Annotated in this window: 16 protein-coding genes; 6 read left to right on the plus strand and 10 right to left on the minus strand. The window is 68.0% G+C overall.

Features of this window, described 5'->3' with window-relative positions; all coding sequences use genetic code 11:
- The first annotated feature begins 3 nt into the window (after positions 1 to 3).
- From OMP44_RS02780 to OMP44_RS02795, 4 genes are read left to right on the plus strand one after another with little or no spacing between them, the layout of a single operon-like run.
- Positions 4 to 1,461, plus strand: a complete 1,458-nt coding sequence (locus OMP44_RS02780; RefSeq protein ID WP_280306324.1) for an ABC transporter permease — start codon at positions 4 to 6, stop codon at positions 1,459 to 1,461.
- Complete coding sequence (locus OMP44_RS02785; protein WP_280306326.1) at positions 1,458 to 3,110, plus strand: ABC transporter ATP-binding protein; 1,653 nt, start codon at positions 1,458 to 1,460, stop codon at positions 3,108 to 3,110. The genes OMP44_RS02780 and OMP44_RS02785 overlap by 4 nt, the downstream gene beginning before the upstream one ends.
- A complete protein-coding gene (locus tag OMP44_RS02790; protein WP_187979729.1) occupies positions 3,107 to 3,643 on the plus strand; it encodes a GNAT family N-acetyltransferase in 537 nt (178 codons plus the stop codon). The genes OMP44_RS02785 and OMP44_RS02790 overlap by 4 nt, the downstream gene beginning before the upstream one ends.
- Complete coding sequence (locus OMP44_RS02795) at positions 3,640 to 4,212, plus strand: GNAT family N-acetyltransferase (protein WP_187979728.1); 573 nt, start codon at positions 3,640 to 3,642, stop codon at positions 4,210 to 4,212. Before OMP44_RS02790 ends, OMP44_RS02795 begins: the two co-directional genes overlap by 4 nt.
- 35 nt (positions 4,213 to 4,247) lie before the next feature.
- Here the strand turns inward: OMP44_RS02795 and OMP44_RS02800 are convergent, their stop codons facing one another.
- The 10 genes from OMP44_RS02800 to OMP44_RS02845 form a co-directional block, all read right to left on the minus strand.
- The gene (locus OMP44_RS02800) at positions 4,248 to 5,459 is read right to left on the minus strand and encodes a nitrate/nitrite transporter (RefSeq protein WP_133861158.1); all 1,212 of its coding nucleotides are present in this window, start codon (positions 5,457 to 5,459) and stop codon (positions 4,248 to 4,250) included.
- 441 nt (positions 5,460 to 5,900) lie between these two features.
- A complete protein-coding gene (locus OMP44_RS02805; RefSeq protein WP_017642172.1) occupies positions 5,901 to 6,416 on the minus strand; it encodes a DUF4142 domain-containing protein in 516 nt (171 codons plus the stop codon).
- 123 nt (positions 6,417 to 6,539) lie between these two features.
- The gene (locus OMP44_RS02810; RefSeq protein ID WP_133861156.1) at positions 6,540 to 7,295 is read right to left on the minus strand and encodes a hypothetical protein; all 756 of its coding nucleotides are present in this window, start codon (positions 7,293 to 7,295) and stop codon (positions 6,540 to 6,542) included.
- A complete protein-coding gene (locus tag OMP44_RS02815; RefSeq protein WP_017642174.1) occupies positions 7,295 to 7,489 on the minus strand; it encodes a hypothetical protein in 195 nt (64 codons plus the stop codon). The genes OMP44_RS02810 and OMP44_RS02815 overlap by 1 nt, the downstream gene beginning before the upstream one ends.
- 94 nt (positions 7,490 to 7,583) lie before the next feature.
- Positions 7,584 to 8,825 (minus strand): alanine transaminase, encoded by a 1,242-nt coding sequence (alaC, locus tag OMP44_RS02820; protein WP_187979727.1) that lies wholly within the window; start codon positions 8,823 to 8,825, stop codon positions 7,584 to 7,586.
- Positions 8,826 to 8,958: 133 nt separating this feature from the next.
- Positions 8,959 to 9,531, minus strand: coding sequence for an ANTAR domain-containing response regulator (locus OMP44_RS02825; protein ID WP_027599890.1), 573 nt, complete (start codon positions 9,529 to 9,531; stop codon positions 8,959 to 8,961).
- Positions 9,532 to 9,542: 11 nt separating this feature from the next.
- Positions 9,543 to 10,739, minus strand: a complete 1,197-nt coding sequence (locus tag OMP44_RS02830) for a CmpA/NrtA family ABC transporter substrate-binding protein (RefSeq protein WP_280306337.1) — start codon at positions 10,737 to 10,739, stop codon at positions 9,543 to 9,545.
- A 242-nt stretch (positions 10,740 to 10,981) separates the two neighbouring features.
- On the minus strand, positions 10,982 to 13,363 hold the full coding sequence (locus tag OMP44_RS02835; protein WP_280306338.1) for a penicillin acylase family protein: 2,382 nt from the start codon (positions 13,361 to 13,363) through the stop codon (positions 10,982 to 10,984).
- Between the two features lie 145 nt (positions 13,364 to 13,508).
- A complete protein-coding gene (locus OMP44_RS02840) occupies positions 13,509 to 14,288 on the minus strand; it encodes a hypothetical protein (RefSeq protein WP_280306340.1) in 780 nt (259 codons plus the stop codon).
- 43 nt (positions 14,289 to 14,331) lie between these two features.
- The gene (locus tag OMP44_RS02845; RefSeq protein ID WP_280306342.1) at positions 14,332 to 15,300 is read right to left on the minus strand and encodes an alpha/beta hydrolase; all 969 of its coding nucleotides are present in this window, start codon (positions 15,298 to 15,300) and stop codon (positions 14,332 to 14,334) included.
- Between the two features lie 135 nt (positions 15,301 to 15,435).
- Between OMP44_RS02845 and aroC the strand changes: the two genes are divergently transcribed.
- Positions 15,436 to 16,527, plus strand: coding sequence for a chorismate synthase (gene aroC, locus OMP44_RS02850; protein ID WP_187979723.1), 1,092 nt, complete (start codon positions 15,436 to 15,438; stop codon positions 16,525 to 16,527).
- 14 nt (positions 16,528 to 16,541) lie between these two features.
- Positions 16,542 to 17,705 carry an MFS transporter gene (locus OMP44_RS02855; RefSeq protein ID WP_187979722.1) on the plus strand — a complete coding sequence of 388 codons (1,164 nt, stop codon included), beginning with the start codon at positions 16,542 to 16,544 and terminating at the stop codon, positions 17,703 to 17,705.
- The last annotated feature ends 3 nt before the right edge of the window (positions 17,706 to 17,708 follow it).

The following is a 17,708-nucleotide window of genomic DNA, read 5'->3' on the forward strand; positions in this document are numbered from 1 at the left end:
GCCATGCCGAAATTCGTCTTGCTCTGGACCGACCTCGCCCTCTACCTGCTGGTGGCCGGTACCCTGGTCTACGCCTGGCGCACGCGTCGCCAGCCGGCCCTGCGCGCCAGTTGGCGGCGGGTGCTGCAGGATGCGCCGGCGATGAGCGCGGCCGTGATACTGGCCAGCTTCGTCGCCATCGCCCTGCTGGATTCGGTGCACTACCGGCCCCAGTTGCCCGCCACGCCCGGCGCCACGGCGCCGATCTATTCCCCCACGGTGCTCTCGGCCCTCGATGGCCTGCTGGCCGACACCAGCCTGACCCAGCGCGAAAAGACCTATTCCGCGCCACTCGCCACCCACCAGTTCACCAAGGAAACCCTGGGTACCAGCGCCGAGGGCCTGCCGCTGCGCGATTTCCCGCGCCTCAGGCATGCCGGCACCACCTTGAGCGATCCCGCTACCGAGTGGCGGGGCGATCTTCTCAAGCGACTGACGTTGGGCCTACTCGGCGGTCTGGCGCTGGCCCTGGCGACCGCGGCCCTGGCGACGGCACCGTTGCGCGAGACGGGTGGTTTCGCGGTACGTTGCGGACTCATCCTCCGTGGCCACACCGCCACCCCCTGGCGCGCCATCCTGCTGACCTGGCTGGGCGTCTGCCTGGTGACCGGCAGCGTGATCGCCCTAGCCAGCGGCTATCACGTGCTGGGCACCGACAGCACCGGCAACGACGTCCTCTACCAGTCGCTCAAGAGCATCCGCACCGCCTTCGTCATCGGCAGCCTGACCACCCTGGCCATGCTGCCGCCGGCGATCGGCTTCGGCCTGGCCGCCGGCTATTTCAAGGGCCGGGTGGACGACGTCATCACCTACCTCTACACCACCCTTACCTCCATCCCCGGGGTGCTGCTGGTGGCGGCCTGCGTGTTGATGATGCAGGTGTTCATCGACCGCCATCCCGAGCTGTTCGACACCGGTGCGGCGCGGGCCGACCTGCGCCTCTTCATGCTCTGCCTGATCCTCGGCCTCACCGGCTGGGCCGGGCTGTGCCGTCTGCTGCGCGCCGAGGCGCTCAAGTTGCGCGAGCTGGAATACGTTCAGGCCGCACGAGCCTTTGGCGTCTCCCACTTCACCATCCTGCGCCGGCACCTGCTGCCCAACGTCTTCTACCTGGTGCTCATCACCCTGACCCTGGAGTTCTCCAGCCTGGTGCTCTACGAGGCGGTGCTGTCCTACCTGGGCATCGGCGTCGATCCGACCATGAATTCCTTTGGCTCCATGATCAACGACGCCCGGACCGAGATGTCCCGGACCCCGATGATCTGGTGGAATCTGCTCAGCGCCTTCGCCTTCATGCTGGCCCTGGTGCTGGCGGCCAATCTGTTCGCCGATGCCGTGCGCGACGCCTTCGATCCGCGCAGTCGCCGGCTGAGATCCGCCTGGCTCAGGCGCCGTCCCGGCCAGGGTGAGGTGCAACCATGACCCCGGTGCTGGAGATTCGCGATCTGGAGATCCTGGTCGAGGGCGAGGAGGGCACACGGCAGGCGGTCCGCGGCCTGAGCCTGGCCATCGCCCGTGGCGAGACCTTCGCCCTGGTCGGGGAATCGGGCAGTGGCAAGAGCGTCACGGCGCTCTCGCTGCTGCGGCTGCTGCCACCGTCGCTGGGTATCGCCCGCGGCGCGGCGCTGCTGGCCGGGACCGACCTGCATCGACTGCCGGAAGGACGCCTGCGCGAACTGCGCGGCGGGCGTGTCGGCACCATCTTCCAGGAGCCCGCCACCAGCCTGAATCCGGTCATGCGCATCGGCGAGCAGATCGAGGAAACCCTGCGCGCCCATACCGTGCTGCGCGGTGCTGCCGCCCGTGCCCGGGTGGTGGAATGGCTGCGCCGGGTCGGCATTCCCGAGCCGGAGCGGCGGATCGACGACTATCCCTTCCAGTTCTCCGGTGGCCAGAAGCAGCGCATCATGCTCGCCCTGGCACTGGCCGCCGAACCGGACCTGCTGATCGCCGATGAACCCACCACGGCGCTGGACGTCACCGTCCAGGCGCAGATCCTCGCGCTGCTGGCCGATATCCAGCGTGAACTGGGCATGGCCATCCTGCTCATCACCCACGATCTGGCGGTGGTGCGCCAGGTGGCCGATCACGTGGCCCTGATGCGCCATGGCGAGATCGTCGAGAGCGCCCCGGCCGCGGAATTCTTCGAGGCGCCCCGGCATCCCTATGCCCGCGAGCTGTTCGCCGCCATTCCCACCTTCGCCAAGCGCGGCCAGACCCTGGCCGGCACCCCGCGTGCCCTGCCGCAGCGCCAGCCGGGCGCGCGGCTGCTGGAGGTGCGTGAGCTGGCCGTGCACTATCCGCTCCGCCGCGGGGCCTGGGGCCGAACGCGGGACTGGGTCAGGGCGGTGGACGGGGTGAGCTTCGACCTGCACGCGGGCGAGACCCTGGCGCTGCTGGGCGAGTCCGGGTGCGGCAAGACCACCACCGGCAAGGCGCTGCTGCGGCTGCTCGATGGACCGCGCATCAGCGGCAGCGCCCAGCTGGGCGGCGAGGACCTGCTCACGGCCGATCGGCGCACCCTGCAGCGGCTACGGCGGCAGATCCAGATCGTCTTCCAGGATCCCTTCGCCTCGCTGGATCCGCGCATGCGCATCGGCGCTACCCTGGAGCAGGGCTTGCTGGCGCTGCGTCCCGAGCTGGATGCCGCCGAGCGCCAGCGCCGCGCCGCGGCCCTGGTGGAGCGGGTCGGGCTGCCCGGCGACACCCTGCAGCGCTTCGCCCACGAATTTTCCGGCGGCCAGCGGCAGCGTATCGCCATCGCCCGGGCGCTGATCGTCGAGCCGCAGGTGCTGGTATGCGACGAACCCACCTCGGCGCTCGACGTCTCGGTGCAGGCGCAGATCCTCGATCTCCTGCGCGAGCTCCAGGCGGAGCGGGGGCTGGCCTATCTGTTCATCACCCATAATTTCGGCGTGGTCGAGTACCTGGCCGATCGCATCGCGGTGATGGACGGCGGCCACATCGTCGAACAGGACAGCGCCGAACGGGTACTGCGTGCGCCCGCTCACGCCATGACCCAACGCCTGCTGGCCGCCGTGCCGCGCCTGGATTTCGGGACCCCGCCATGAATTTTCCACCGCGCATCGCCCTGGCCGACTTCGCGCTGGTCTGGCCGCAACCACGCCTGGCCGAGGCCTTCGCCGAGGCGCTGAACTGGAGCTATGCCGAGCATCGCCGCTTCCTCGGCTGGGCCCGGGAACACACCACGGTCGCCCAGGCTCGCGACAGCCTGCTCGCCGCGCGCGGTGCCTTCACCCTGGCCCAGGGCGAGAAACGCTACTTCCTGGTGCGCGGTGACGCGTTGCTCGGCTGCCTGGGGCTCACGCCACTGGACGGCGGGCGGCGCTACGAGATCGGCTACTGGCTGCACAGCCTGCATACCGGCCAGGGCCTGATGACCGCCGCGTTGCGCTACTTCGTCGAGCAGCGGGGCGCGGCGGGGCTCTTTCTCACCACTTCGGCCGCCAACCACTCCAGCCAACGGCTCGCCGAACGGGTGGGTTTCCGGCGCGTGCGGGTGCTGGAAAACGATCGGCAAGGTCCGGACGGGCAGCGCTGCGCCACCTGGGTCTATGAATTGCCACCGCAGGTGAAGCCATGACCGCCCTGAGCGTTCCGCTGCAGTATCCGCCCCGCTTCGCCGTGACTGAGGCGGTGGAACTGATCGACCTGACCCTGGCCGATCCTGGCGCGGTAGCCGACTACTATCGGCGCAATCGCCAGCACCTGGCGCTGTCGATGCCACGGCGCTCGGATGCCTTCTATACCCTGGCGCAATGGCAGGGGCAGGTAGCGGCGTACCGCGCCGGCGGCCCAGGCCTGAGCGAATTGCGCCTGGTGCTGCGGGCGGGGCCGCTGGTGATAGGTACGGTGAATTTCAGCCAGATGGTTCGCGGCGGTTTCCAGGCCTGCTACCTGGGCTATGGCCTGGATGCAGCCTGGCAGGGACGGGGGCTGATGCGCCAGGCGGTGCGCCTGGGGCGGGACTTCGTCATCGCCGAGCTGGGCCTGAATCGGATCATGGCCAACCATCTGCCGGAGAACCTGCGCAGCGCTCATCTGCTGACCCGCCTCGGCTTCGAGCGCGAGGGTTTGGCGCGGCGCTATCTGGAAATCGACGGGGTCTGGCGGGATCACGTACTGACCAGCTATGTGCGTCCCGCCCCCTGAATGAAAACCGGCGGCACCTGGCCGCCGGACTTCTCTCAGACCCGCGCGGCGGTGACGGCCGCCGAGCCCCAGGTGGTGCGCCAGCGGCGCTTGACGCTGAGCAGGCCGAACCAGGCGAGCACGCCGAGGGCAGCGAACAGCCAGAGGCCCAGCTGATAGTCGCCGGTGGCCTGTTTGACCGCGCCCAGGCCGGCGGTGAGGGCGAAGCCGCCGATGCCGCCCGCCATGCCAATCAGTCCGGTCATGACGCCGATTTCCTTGCGGAAGCGCTGGGGGACCAGTTGGAACACCGCGCCATTGCCAGCACCCAGGCTGAGCATGGCGACCACGAACAGCGCAAGGGCGGCCATGGCGCTGGGCAGGTGGAAACCCACAGCGGCGATGCAGATGGCCGCGACGGTGTACATGCCGAGCAGCGCGCGGATGCCGCCGATGCGGTCGGCCAGGGCGCCACCCAGGGGCCGCATCAGGCTGCCACCGAAGACACAGGCCGCGGTGTAGTAGCCGGCAACCACCGGCTCCAGGGCGTACTGGTCATGGAAGTAGCCGGGCAGGGTGCTGGCGAGGCCGAGGAAGCCGCCGAAGGTCACGCTGTAGAAGAACATGAACCACCAGCTGTCCTGGTCGCCCAGGGCGCGGCCATAGTCCGCCAGCTTCTTCGGCGCCGGGCGTTCCGGGGCGTTGCGGGCGCAGAGCACGAAGACCACCAGGGTCAGGATCAGCGGGATCAGCGCGAAGCCGAACACGTTGGTCCAGCCAAAGGCCTTGGCCAGTGCCGGGGCGAAGAGGGCGGCGAACACCGTACCCGAGTTGCCCGCGCCGGCGATGCCCAGGGCCTTGCCTTGGTGCTGCGGCGGATACCACTGGGAGGCCAGCGGCAGGGCAACGGCGAAGGAGGCGCCGGCGAAGCCGAGGAACAGGCCCAGCACCAGGGTCTGCTCATAGCTGTGCACGCCATGCTGCCAGGCCACCAGCAGCGCCAGGATCACCACCACCTGGCCGATGATGCCGGCGGTCTTGGGTGACAGTCGATCGGCGACGAAGCCCAGGATCAGGCGCAGGACAGCGCCGGCGAGGATGGGCGTCGCCACCATCATGCTGCGCTGCTGGGTGGTCAGCTGCAGGTCGGTGGCGATCTGCACGGCCATGGGGCCGAGCACGTACCAGACCATGAAACTCAGGTCGAAGTAGAGGAAGGCGGCGAACAGGGTCGGCGCATGGCCGGCTTTCCAGAAACTGGGACTCATGGAGGCACCTCGGGCACGTCACGGGCATGAAAAAGGCGCCAGTCACCCTTGCCCGTTGCCGGGAGGTGAACTGACGCCTTTGTCGATTGGGGTGACCGCCGTTGGCCACCGCTACCCAGGTCTTTGCAAGAGCGAAGCCAAGTTGAGTAAGCCCAGTGTTAGCCGGGGATCGCGATATTGGCAGCGTCTGAACCGGTCAAAGCGCTGCACAAGGATTGAGCGCCGTCACGACAGGTTGCCCCTTGTTGGCGCTTGTGAAGAGGTAGTATGGGCTAGGTTGGATCGCGGCCATGGGCCGCTCCTACGGGTACAGCAGCGTCTGTAGGAGCGGCCCATGGCCGCGATAACGTGCTCGATACCTTCCGTCCGTCTTCGGTGCACTACCTGCAACGCCACGAACGGGTGGGTAGGACAGGACGCCGATACGGCCGCTCCTGGCTGTTACTTTGCGTACTTGGTCTGCAGCGCCTTGGCTTCCTGGAGGTGGTGCTCCAGCTTCGGCAGGGTCTTCTCGGCGAAGGCCTTGAGCGCGGCGTCATCGCCGGTCTTGGCTTCGTTGCGGAAGATCTCGATGGTCTGCTCATGGGCCACGACCTGGTTGTTGGCATAGGAGCGATCGAAGGAATCGTCACGCACCTGCAGGATCATGGCCTTGGCCTTGTCCATCAGCTCGGCGTCGGTGGAGACTTTCAGCTTCTTCTCCTGGGCCAGGCTCTTGAGCTGCTCGTTGGCCTTGGTGTGATCGTCGATCATGCTCTGGGCGAAGGTCTTGATGTCCTGGGACTGGCTCTTTTCCAGGGCCAGCTTGCCTGCCTCGATCTCGGCGATGCCCTTGGCCGAGGCGTCGTCGACGAATTCGGCCGGAGACAGCTTGTCGGCGGCCTGGGCCAGACCGGCACCGGCAGCCAGCAGGATGGCGAGGGACAGGCTGGAGGCTTTCTTCAGCATGGGCGTCATGGACGTGCTCCTGATTTTCTTGGCAGTAAGGGAAGGGCGTCACCGGCTGGCAGTGAACGCGCCTGCAAAATGGGACCTGCCTAAAAAGTCATACGTTCCCTGAAGAAAGCGTGCGAAGCCAGATCAGGTGCGGCTTACGCTTGAGCGAAACGCTTCGTAGGCGTCGAAATCGAAGCGCGTCGCCGAGACGATCTGGCTCTGTTTCAGGGTCAGGTAGATGTCCTTGCCCTTGTCCGCATAGTGGGTGGTGAAGGTCACCCAGAGTTTGTCCTTGTCGCGGTAGCCACTCATGATCGGCTTGATGCAGACGTCCTGGTCGGCCCCTTCCGTTTCGCTAGGCTCGCCGAGGGTAGTGATACGACCGACATACACCTTTCGCTCTTCCAGGGTCAGCATCAGCGTCTCCCTGTTGATGGAGGCGGTCATCAGCAGATCGTCCAGCGGACTGTCCTTGAGGATCCCGGCGAGGATGAAGGTACGGTAGTTGTCCTCGCTCAGGCCGTACTTGCGCTTGATGGTCCAGCGCGCCAGCGCGGCCCAGGCGCCGGGGATCAGCAGGGCGGTCACCGTCACCACCAGGATCCAGGCGGCCTGCAGCGGGTCATCCAGGGTGCCGGTGCGGCGCAGCAGCTCGGCGAGACCGGCGAAGTAGTCGAGAGAGAAGGTTCGCGCGCCCCATGACCAGTGGCGGCCCTGCAGGACTTGGGCGATGCCCAGGTGCAGGATCACGGCGAGCAGGGTGCAGAACAGCCCGAAACGGGCGCTCTGCAGATAGAGGTACTGGCCCTCGTAGCGATGCAGGCGATAGAAATAGAGCGGATGCTTGTGGCAGACGAGAAAGCCACTGACCAGGATCGGCAGGAGCAGCAGCAGGAACATCAGCGGTTGATGAGCCGCCGGGCGCGGTCCAGGTCTTCCTTGAATTCGGGGGAGTCGAAGACCTCCGCTGGATCGATGCGCAGGGTGCCGCGGCCGACCACGCGCATGGACTTGTAGGAGTTGTTGATGCTCGCGGCCAGCTTGAGATCGTCCGCGGAGGGCGATTTGAGCAGGTTGAACAGGCCTTTCAGCATGACGATATCCTGGGGATGCACTAGGCGCTTATAGCTTGGAACACCCGGACTGACAAGAATTCGCCGCGCCGCCAGTCGACGGCGCGGCGAAGACTCAGGCCGGCTCGACGCCGGATTTGCGCGGGGCCGCCTTGGGCAGCAGGCCGTCGGCGCGGAACATCTGCTTGATGCCGCGCACCGCCTGGCGGATGCGGTCCTGGTTCTCGATCAGGGCGAAGCGCACATGGTCGTCGCCATAGTCACCGAAGCCCAACCCCGGCGAGACGCAGACCTTGGCCTCGGCCAGCAGCTTCTTGGCGAATTCCAGCGACCCCAGGTGGGCATAGGGCTCGGGAATCCTGGCCCAGACGTACATCGACGCCTTGGGATTCTCGACCATCCAGCCGGCTTCATGCAGGCCGCGCACCAGCACATCGCGGCGCTGCTGGTACTGCTGGGCGATGTCGCGCACGCACTGCTGGTCGCCCTCCAGGGCGGCGATGGCGGCCACCTGCAGCGGGGTGAAGGTGCCGTAGTCGTGATAGCTCTTGATCCGCGCCAGGGCGGCGACCAGCTCGGGATTGCCGACCATGAAGCCGATCCGCCAGCCGGCCATGTTGTAGCTCTTGGACAGGGTGAAGAATTCCACCGCGATGTCCTTGGCGCCGGGCACCTGCATGATGGAGGGCGCCTGCCAGCCGTCGAAGACGATGTCGGCATAGGCCAGGTCGTGCACCACCAGCACGTTGTAGCGCTTGGCCAGTTCCACCACGCGCTCGAAGAAATCCAGCTCCACGCACTGGGCGGTGGGGTTGGAGGGGAAGCCGAGGATCATCATCTTCGGCTTGGGAATGCTCTCGCGGATGGCCCGCTCCAGTTCGGCGAAGAAGTCCATGCCCTGCACCAGGGGCACCGAACGCACCTGGGCGCCGGCAATCACCGCGCCGTAGATGTGGATCGGATAGCTTGGGTTGGGCACGAGCACGGTGTCGCCGGCATCCAGGGTGGCCAGCATCAGATGCGCCAGGCCTTCCTTGGAACCTATGGTGACGATGGCTTCGCTGTCGGCATCGATTTCCACCTGATAACGGTCGCGATACCAGTGGGAGATGGCGCGACGCAGACGCGGAATGCCCTTGGAGCTGGAATAGCCGTGGGTGTCCTCGCGCTGGGCGACCTGGCAGAGCTTCTCGACGATGTGCGGCGGGGTCGGACCGTCGGGATTGCCCATGGACAGGTCGATGATGTCCTCACCGCGACGGCGCGCGGCCATCTTGAGTTCGGCGGTGATGTTGAAGACATAGGGGGGCAGGCGATCGATGCGCGCAAAGCGGCGCACGGGACTGGAATCAGTCATGCGTTCCTCGAAGTACGTAAGCGCCCGGAACCGTCCGAGCGACGTGGGTCACAGGAGGTGACCTGCCGCGGACATTAGCCGCAGGTCGCTGCGCTTGTCGAGGAAAAAATCTGACTGGTCCGCGCGGCCTGTCTCAGCCGAGCAATTCGCTCATGGCGATGATCTGGTCGGCCACCTGGATCAGCTTCTGCTGCTTGCTCATGGCCTGGCGGCGCATCAGGGTATAGGCCTCGTCCTCGCTGCAACCGCGCATCTTCATCAGCAGGCCCTTGGCCTGGTCGACCTTCTTGCGCTCCAGCAACTGCTGCTCGCGGGCCTGGAGTTCGGCGCGCAGGGCCTGGTCGGTCTCGAAACGGGCGCGGGCCACATCGATGATGGCCTGCAGGCGGCTGGTCTGGATGCCCTCGACGATGTAGGCGCTGACCCCGGACTGGATGGCCCGGCGCATCACCGCCGGGTCGTGCTCGTCGGTGAACATGACGATGGGGCGTGGCCGGTCGCGGGTGACCAGGCAGACCTGTTCCATGACGTCGCGACCGGGTGATTGGGTGTCGAACAGGATGACGTCCGGCCGCAGGGCCTCGATGCGCGCGGGCAGGTCGATGGTCAGGCCGGATTCCTCGATGACCTCGAAACCGGCTTCGATCAGCGCGGCCTTGAGACGGCCGACCTGCTTGGGGGTGTCGTCGATGAGCAAGATGCGCAAGGTCGTTCTCCCTAGTGATCGCTGAGCGCGTGGATGGCGAAGCTGCGGGCGTAACCGGCCGGATCGCTGCCGTCCCAGATGCGACCGTCGAACAGGGTGCTGCGGCGCCGGGTCGGCGGCACCGCCAGACCGAGGTCGGTGGCAGCCTGCCGGTACAGTTCGGTGCATTGCACGGCCTCGGCGATGGTCAGGTAATCCGGCTCCTCGCGTAGCAAACCCCAGCGGCGGAACTGGGTAAGGAACCAGAGGCCGTCGGACAGGTATGGCGGATTGACCGTGCCCTGGCGATGGAAGGCCAGGGGATGCTCGTCCTCCCAGTGGCCATCGAGGCCGTCTTCGTAGTGACCGAGAAAGCGCTGGGCGAGCAACGCCGGATCGGTATCCACATAGTCGGCGCCGCTGATCAGCTGGGCGGTGCCCAGGCGATTCTCACGACTTTCCTCGATGAAGCGGCTGGCATCAAGCAGGGTGCGGATCAGCGCCCGGGCGGTGTTGGGATAGCGCTCGGCGAAGCTGCCGGTGCAGGCCAGCACCTTTTCCGGGTGGTCCGGCCAGATGGCCTGGGTGGTGGTCAGGGTGAAGCCCTGGCCGCGCGCCACGGCGGCAGCGCCCCAGGGTTCGCCGACGCAGAAGCCGTCGACTCGGCCGGCAGCCAGGTGCTCGGGCATCTGCGGCGGTGGCACCAGTGCGGTACGCACGTCCTTGAGGGGATGAATGCCCTGGGCGGCGAGCCAGTAGTAGAGCCAGAAGATATGGGTGCCGGTGGGAAAGGTGTGCGCCAGGGTCAGCGGCCGGGCATCCGGCTGGCGAATCCGCTCGACCAGGGAGGCCGTATCCCGGACGCCTTCCCGGGTCAGGCTGCGGGCCAGGTTGAGGCTCTGACCGTTCTGCGCCAGGCTCATGAGCACCGCCATCGGCGTGGCGGCGGCACCGCCCAGTCCGAGCTGGGCGCCATAGACCAGGCCATAGAGGCAATGCGCGGCATCGAGCTGGCCATTGAGCAGGTTGTCGCGCAGCGCCGACCAGGAGGGCTGGCGGTGCAGATTGAGTGTCAGGCCATGGGGTTCGCCAAAGCCCTGGGTCGCCGCCACGATCAGCGAGGCGGCATCGCTCAGGGGCAGGAAGCCCAGATTGAGCTCGGGCTTTTCCGGGGCATCCGAACCCGCGACCCAAAGATGCGCGGCGTGGGGGGAAGGCTGGGCAGGCATGGTGTCTCCGGCGGCTGACGGACGTCCAGGCACCGCTTTGTGCACCGCTGTGGACGTCTCGGCTTGAGCCTGCACCATTTTGGTGACAGGCACGGCACCATCACCGGGCGCTCTCACGGCCACGGCGCTTGCCGGACAGCGCCTCTGCGGCGGTCCGCGGCGCGGCGGGAGGAGGGGCGCCGGCTGAGGTCTGACAGAGAAAGGGCAAAACCCGCGCCAAGTCACGGGTTGCCAGGGGAAGATTACTTCTGCGGGATCAGCAGCAGGCGATCACGGCCATAGACGCGCTCCAGATTCTGCGGTTGCAACGGCAGGCTCTGGTATTGGCCGCGGGTCCAGCCCTTGCCCGGGGTGCCGGCCTGGCTCGCCTGCAGGGGCTCGGCCAGGCCGAAGTCCACCACCAGACGCAGCGCCGGCGCCAGCCAGGCCTGGTCATCGCCGCCCCAGTGGCTGGCGGTCAGGTCCAGGGTCGAGCCGTCGCCGCCACTGGCATTGCCATCCAGGCGGTGCAAGCGGCCCCACTGCCAGGCGGCGCGATCACTGCCCAGCTTGGCCTCGCAGGTTTCGACGGCCCCGGCCAGCGCGCGGGCGAAGATCGCCGGCTTGTCTTCACGGGCCGGCGTGCTGACGTCATCCCAATAGGGGCTGTCGTCACGGGCCAGGAGATGATCGACGATGGCGTTGTAGCCGGTGTCGCTGAGGGTGGTGAAGGCCTGCCAGGCCGGGCTCCTGGTGCCCCCCAATTCATCGGCGAAGGTCTTTTCGGCCAGGGCCTGCAAGAAGGCCTCGTAGAGCGCCGCATCCGCGGAACCGGCGGCCAGGCGACCGTCGAAGCCCTGCAGACGGCGCAGGGCTTCTTCCGCCTGCTGGCGCTGGGTGGCCGGCAGGGCGGCGATGGCCTGGCGCAGTGGCGCGGCGAAGCCGGGGGCGTCGAGCTGGGTCTTGAGCTTGGCGGCCAGGGTGGTGGTCTGGTCCTGCTGCAGGGCCATGGCGTCGCGGGTAGCGAGGCGCGCCGAGCGCCCGGCCAGTTGTGCCAGGCGCTCCTGGCGCTCGGGGCCCGACCAGTTGCTGGACAGCTGCATGCCGTAGCCACGCGGCACCACGCGCTGGTTGGCGGCGCCCAGCCAGCCCTGGGCCGGGTCCTGATCGTAGGGGTGCAGCATGGGGTCGGCGTAGCCATCCCAGGCATAGCGCTCGTCCCAGCCGGGCGAGGGCAGCAGCCCCAGGCCGCTGCGGCGATTGGGATAACGGCCGGTCACCTGCCAGCCGACATGCTCGGCATCGGCGAATACCAGATTCCAGTCACTGGCGCGCAGCTCGCGAGCCAGTTCGAAGGCGCGCTCCACGTCCTTGGCGCGGGTGAGGTCGAAGAGGGCGTCCAGGCTCTTGTCGGCTTCCAGGCGACTGCTGCGCAGGGCCAGGCCGTAGCCGTTGGCGTCCGGCGCCAGGGCCAGATTCAGCAGCGGACCGCGCGGACTGGTGTAGAGGGTCTCGCGCCGCGGCTTTTCACCGCGGACGAAAAAGGTCTCCACCCGCTCGCCGGCCGGCTGCCACTGGCCGCCGCTCTGCACCTGCAGGCGACCGCCCTGGCGCTGCAGGCGTTCGAGGTAGAGGTCCTGACTGTCGCCCATCAGGGTCGCGGCGCCCCAGGCCAGCTTGCCGTTGTAGCCGTCGAGCAGCAGCGGCAGGCCGGGCAGGGTGGTGCCCACGGCCTCGAAGCGCGGCGCCCTCAGGGTCACCAGGGTGAAGGGCGACTGTCCGGCAAAGGCGCTGACCTTGTCGACGCCGAGCAGGCTGCGACCGCTGCGGGTATGGCCCGGGGTGGCGGCCCAGGCGGTACCGGTGGGGCCGCCGAAGGGGGCGAGCGCCGCCAATTGCCGCTGGACCTGCAGCAGGGCGTCGAGTCCGGGCAGCTGGCCGCGCAGATTCAGGCCGCGCAACTTGGCGGTCTCTTCTTCCGGTAGAGGTTCGTCGGGGTAGGTGGGCAAGAGCCAGGCCAGGCGTTCGGGACCGACCTGGGCGGCCAGGGCCAGCGCCGCGGTTTCCTTGCGCAGGTCCACCGCCTGGGCGAAGTTGAGCAGTTCGAAGAGCAGGGCGCTGTCTTCGGCTTTCCAGTATTCGGCGCGGTAGTCGTGGCCATCCAGCGCGACCCGCTCGCCGGCGCGATAGAGGTAGGCGTTGACACCCCGGGCATAGACCTCGAAGAAGGTCTTCATCCGCGGCGAGGCGTTGCCGTAGGCCACCTGGGCGGCCTTGCGCAGGTCCACGGCACGCATGAATCTGTCGCTGTCCAGGCGGCTTTCACCGTAGGCCTCGGCCAGCCGCCCCTGGGCCAGCAGGCGCAGCTCGACCATCTGCGCCAGGCGTTCGCTGGCGTGGACGTAGCCGAGGGCGAAGAGGGCATCGTGAAAGGTGGTGGTCTCGATCAGCGGCTGGCCGTCGGCATTGCGGCGCACCGAGGCGGTCTGCGCCAGACCGCGCAGCGGCAGGCTGCCCTTGAGTTGCGGCTGGCCGCGGGGCGACGGCTCCTCGGCGAAGTACTGGCAGCCGGCGAGGGCGGTCAGCAGGCCGAGAGTGGCGAGGCGCAGCGGCGCGCGCGAGCGAAACGGGAGAGGCGAGACCATGAACAGCGGACACTCCGAGCGGATGGATGCGAACGGGTGGCTACGTTAGCAGGGTCCACCGGGGGAGCAAGCCTCGGGCGAGGGGTGGCGTCCGGGCGCTGCCGACAGGTCATCGGGAAAGGCGCCTGGCGCGGCACCAGACCGCTCAGCGCAGCGCCATCCAGATCAGCAGTGCGGCCTGGAACAGGCAGAACACCGCCAGGCAGCCGATGGCGAATCTCAAAGAGATGTCATCACGACGATAGAGGGCGATGCGGTCTTCCAGCTGACGCAGGCTGGCATCGCGCTCGTCGATCAACCGGTCGCATTGCTCCAGCAGGGTGGCGCCGTCCAGCAGCGACAGCAGTTGCACCTTGTCGGTATTCCAGTCCTCGCGCAGCTGGCTGACCCGGGCCGCCCGGCAGAGCTGCTGGCGCTCGTCGTCTGCCGCCGTCTCGACGGTGAAGCCCTGGGCGCCGAGCACGTGGTCGCGACGCTTGCGGCTGTCTTCGTCGAGGGCGTCGCGGCGCGCCAGGGGCAGGTCCTGCACCCGGTAGTGGTTCCAGCGCAAGCGCGCCCAGGCGGCCGCCCGGGCCAGCAGGAAGCGGCCCAGGCCGCGCTCCTCGGGCTCGATCTGCAGGCCGCGTTCGGGGCCCAGGCGGATTTCGCCGAGGCGATGGTCGACCCAGACCTCCAGCACGTTCACCTCGCGGTGCAGCAGCTGGCCGGGAATCTGCACCGTCAGCCGCAGCAGGCTTTCTTCGTCGCCATGGCGCTCGACCAGGCCGAGTTGCACGAAGCGCAGGGGGCGCACGCCGACCCGACGATCCGCCGGCTGCGGCATCAGCCGCAGCAGCTGGAAGCGCTCCGGCGGCAGGCTGGCCCATGGATGGGGCTCATTGGGAACGGCTTCGACGGCCGGCGATGCTTGATCGGGGGTTTCCACGGGCGGACTCCAGCTGGCGCGCCTCCTGGGCGCCTGTGCCGGCTTATCGGCCAGGGTGCGGGGAACCTGAGCGCGCGACGAAGGCGGTCACGCGCTCGACCAGCGCGCGGGCTAGCGGCAGGTTGGGGTTGTCGTAGGTGGGCAGTTGCGCCTGAATGTCCGCCGGAGCGATGCGCAGCACGTGGTTCATGCCGGGAATGATCGCCAGTTCGGCATCCGGCTTGGCCCGCTGCAGGGTGCGGGCATCGTCCACCTCCACCTGCACGTCATGGGTACCCTGGACGATCAGCGCCGGGGCGTGGATGCCGGCAAAGGCCCTGGCCGGATTCTGGCGGAACAGCGAGATCAGATAGGGCTGGACGCTGGGACGGAACAGCACCAGCAATTCCTTCGGCACCTCGGGCACCGGCGTGCCGCGCAGCAACTGGTCGATGATCCACTGGGCGCTGGCCAGGCCGGCGGGCGACAGCTTGCCGGCCAGCTGCTCGCGCAGCACCACGTCGATGGGCCGGCCACTGCCGGCCAGGGTGACCACGCCGGCGACCGGCACCCGGTCGGCGGCCAGGCTGGCGATCAGGGCGCCTTCGCTGTGACCGAGCAGGACCACCTTGGAAAAGCGCGGATCGGCGCGCAGCAGCCGGATCCAGCCGACCAGGTCGTCGACATAGCGCTCCACGCTGAGACGACTCTCGTCCGGCTCGGCGCCGCGACTCTCGGCCACCCCGCGCTTGTCGAAGCGCACGCTGGCGATCCGCTGCCGGCCCAGGGCCTCGGCCAGACGCTGCAGGGCGGCATTGCGGGCGCCGGGGGCGTTGCCATTGCGGTCGATGGGGCCCGAGCCGGAAACGAAGAGCACCACCGGTTGCGGACGCTCGCTGCGGGGCAGGATCAGACTGCCCTTGAGCACGCCGCTGCCGGTGTCGAGCTGGAGGGGGCGGTAGAGCACGGGATCGGCCGCCGTGGCGAGGGCGGGCAGGGCGAGGCACAGCAGCAGGGAGAACAGCAGACGCATGGCAGGAAGGGCACCGGAGAGCTGGGGTGTGGGGGCCTATCCCGCACACAATCCGTGTAAAAGACCACGGCGCGTGTAAAATCGCCCATTGCCAATTTGAATCCATACCTTTCACCCGTAGCGCGGAGCCCTCGCATGTCCGGCAATACCCTCGGCACGCTGTTTACCGTCACCACCGCCGGCGAAAGCCATGGCCCGGCGCTGGTCGCCATCGTCGACGGTTGCCCACCCGGACTGCCCCTGGACATCGCCGACCTGCAGCGTGACCTGGATCGGCGCAAGCCCGGCACCAGCCGCCATACCACCCAGCGCCAGGAAGCGGACGAGGTGGAGATCCTCTCCGGGGTCTTCGAGGGCGTCACCACCGGTACCCCCATCGGCCTGCTGATCCGCAACACCGACCAGAAGTCCAAGGACTACTCGGCGATCAAGGACCTGTTCCGCCCGGCCCATGCTGACTACGCCTACCACCACAAGTATGGCCTGCGCGACTACCGCGGCGGCGGTCGCAGCTCGGCGCGGGAAACCGCCATGCGCGTGGCGGCCGGCGCCATCGCCAAGAAGTACCTGGCCACCCAGGGCATCCGGGTGCGTGGCTACATGAGTCAGCTGGGCCCCATCGAGATCCCCTTCAAGACCTGGGACAGCGTGGAAGAAAACGCCTTCTTCAGCCCCGATCCGGACCGGGTACCGGAGTTGGAGGCCTACATGGATCAGCTGCGCCGCGATCAGGACTCGGTGGGCGCGCGCATCACCGTGGTCGCCGACGGCGTGCCGCCGGGCCTGGGCGAGCCGATCTTCGACCGCCTCGACGCCGAACTGGCCTATGCGCTGATGAGCATCAATGCGGTGAAGGGCGTCGAGATCGGCGCCGGCTTCGCCAGCGTCGCCCAGCGCGGCACCGAGCACCGTGACGAGCTGACCCCGGAGGGCTTCCTGTCCAACAACGCCGGTGGCGTGCTGGGCGGTATCTCCTCTGGTCAGCCCCTCGTCGCCCACCTGGCGCTGAAGGCCACGTCCAGCATCACCACCCCGGGGCGCTCCATCGACGTCCATGGCAATCCGGTGGATATCATCACCAAGGGTCGCCACGATCCCTGCGTGGGCATCCGCGCCACGCCCATTGCCGAGGCGATGATGGCCCTGGTGCTGATGGATCACCTGTTGCGTCACCGTGCGCAGAACGCCGAGGTGAAAGTGCACACGCCCACCCTGCCGCAACTCTGATCCGCGGACGGACGATGCCGGTTCCCTATTGGCGGCTGTCGGGCTTCTACTTCGCCTACTTCGCGCTGCTGGGGGCCACGGCGCCCTACCTGGGGCTGTACTTCCACCACCTGGGCTTTTCCGGCACCGCCATCGGCCAGCTGGTGGCCATCCCCATGCTGATGCGGGTACTGGCGCCCAACCTCTGGGGCTGGCTGGCCGATCGCACCGGCCGCCGGCTGAGCATCGTCCGCCTCGGCGCCGCCTGCACCCTGCTGTGCTTTTCCGGTATCTACCTCGGCCAGGGCTTCGCCTGGCTGGCGCTGATCATGGCCGGCCATGCCTTCTTCTGGCACGCGGTGCTGCCCCAGTTCGAAGCCATCACCCTGGCCCATTTGCGCGACCAGCCACAGCGCTATGCGCGCATCCGCCTCTGGGGCTCCATCGGCTTCATCGCCGCGGTGGCGGGGCTCGGCTGGGCCTTCGAATACGTCAGCCTGGATCTCTATCCGGCCTATCTGCTGCTGGTGATGGCGATCATCCTGCTGGCCTCACTGGCGGTGCCAGGGGTCAAGGTCGATCCAGGCCAGCGGCCCGAGGCGCCGGCCGAGCCCTTCCTGACGACCCTGCGCCAGCCGCGGGTGCTGGCCTTCTTCGCTGCCGCGGCGCTGATGCAGCTGTCCCACGGCCCTTACTACACGGTCTTCACCCTGCATCTGGAAGAACTCGGTTATGGCCGCGGCGTCATCGGTCAGCTCTGGTCGCTGGGCGTGGTCGCCGAGGTGCTGATCTTCCTGGTGATGCCGCAACTACTGGCGCGGCTGGCGCTCAACACCCTGCTGGTCGGCGCCTTTCTGATCGCCGCCGGGCGCTGGCTGCTGCTGGGCACCCTGGCCGACCAGTTGCCAGTGCTGTTGTTCGCCCAGCTCCTGCATGCGGCCACCTTCGCCTGCTTCCACGCCGCCGCCATCCAGTTCGTGCAATCTCATTTCGACCGCCGCCGCCAGGGCCAGGCCCAATCGCTCTACGCGGCACTTTCCGGGGCTGGCGGGGCGCTGGGCGCGCTGTATGCTGGCTATGCCTGGCAGGTGTCCGGCGCCCTTGCCGCCTTTGCCGGCGCCTCCCTGGCGGCGCTGGCAGGCGCCTTCCTCATCCTCTTGTCCGTTAGGTCCAGTACGAAAAGTGCCTGCGCTCTGTGATGC

The sequence above is a fragment of the Pseudomonas flavocrustae genome (assembly GCF_029872515.1).
Classification (GTDB): domain Bacteria; phylum Pseudomonadota; class Gammaproteobacteria; order Pseudomonadales; family Pseudomonadaceae; genus Chryseomonas; species Chryseomonas aestiva.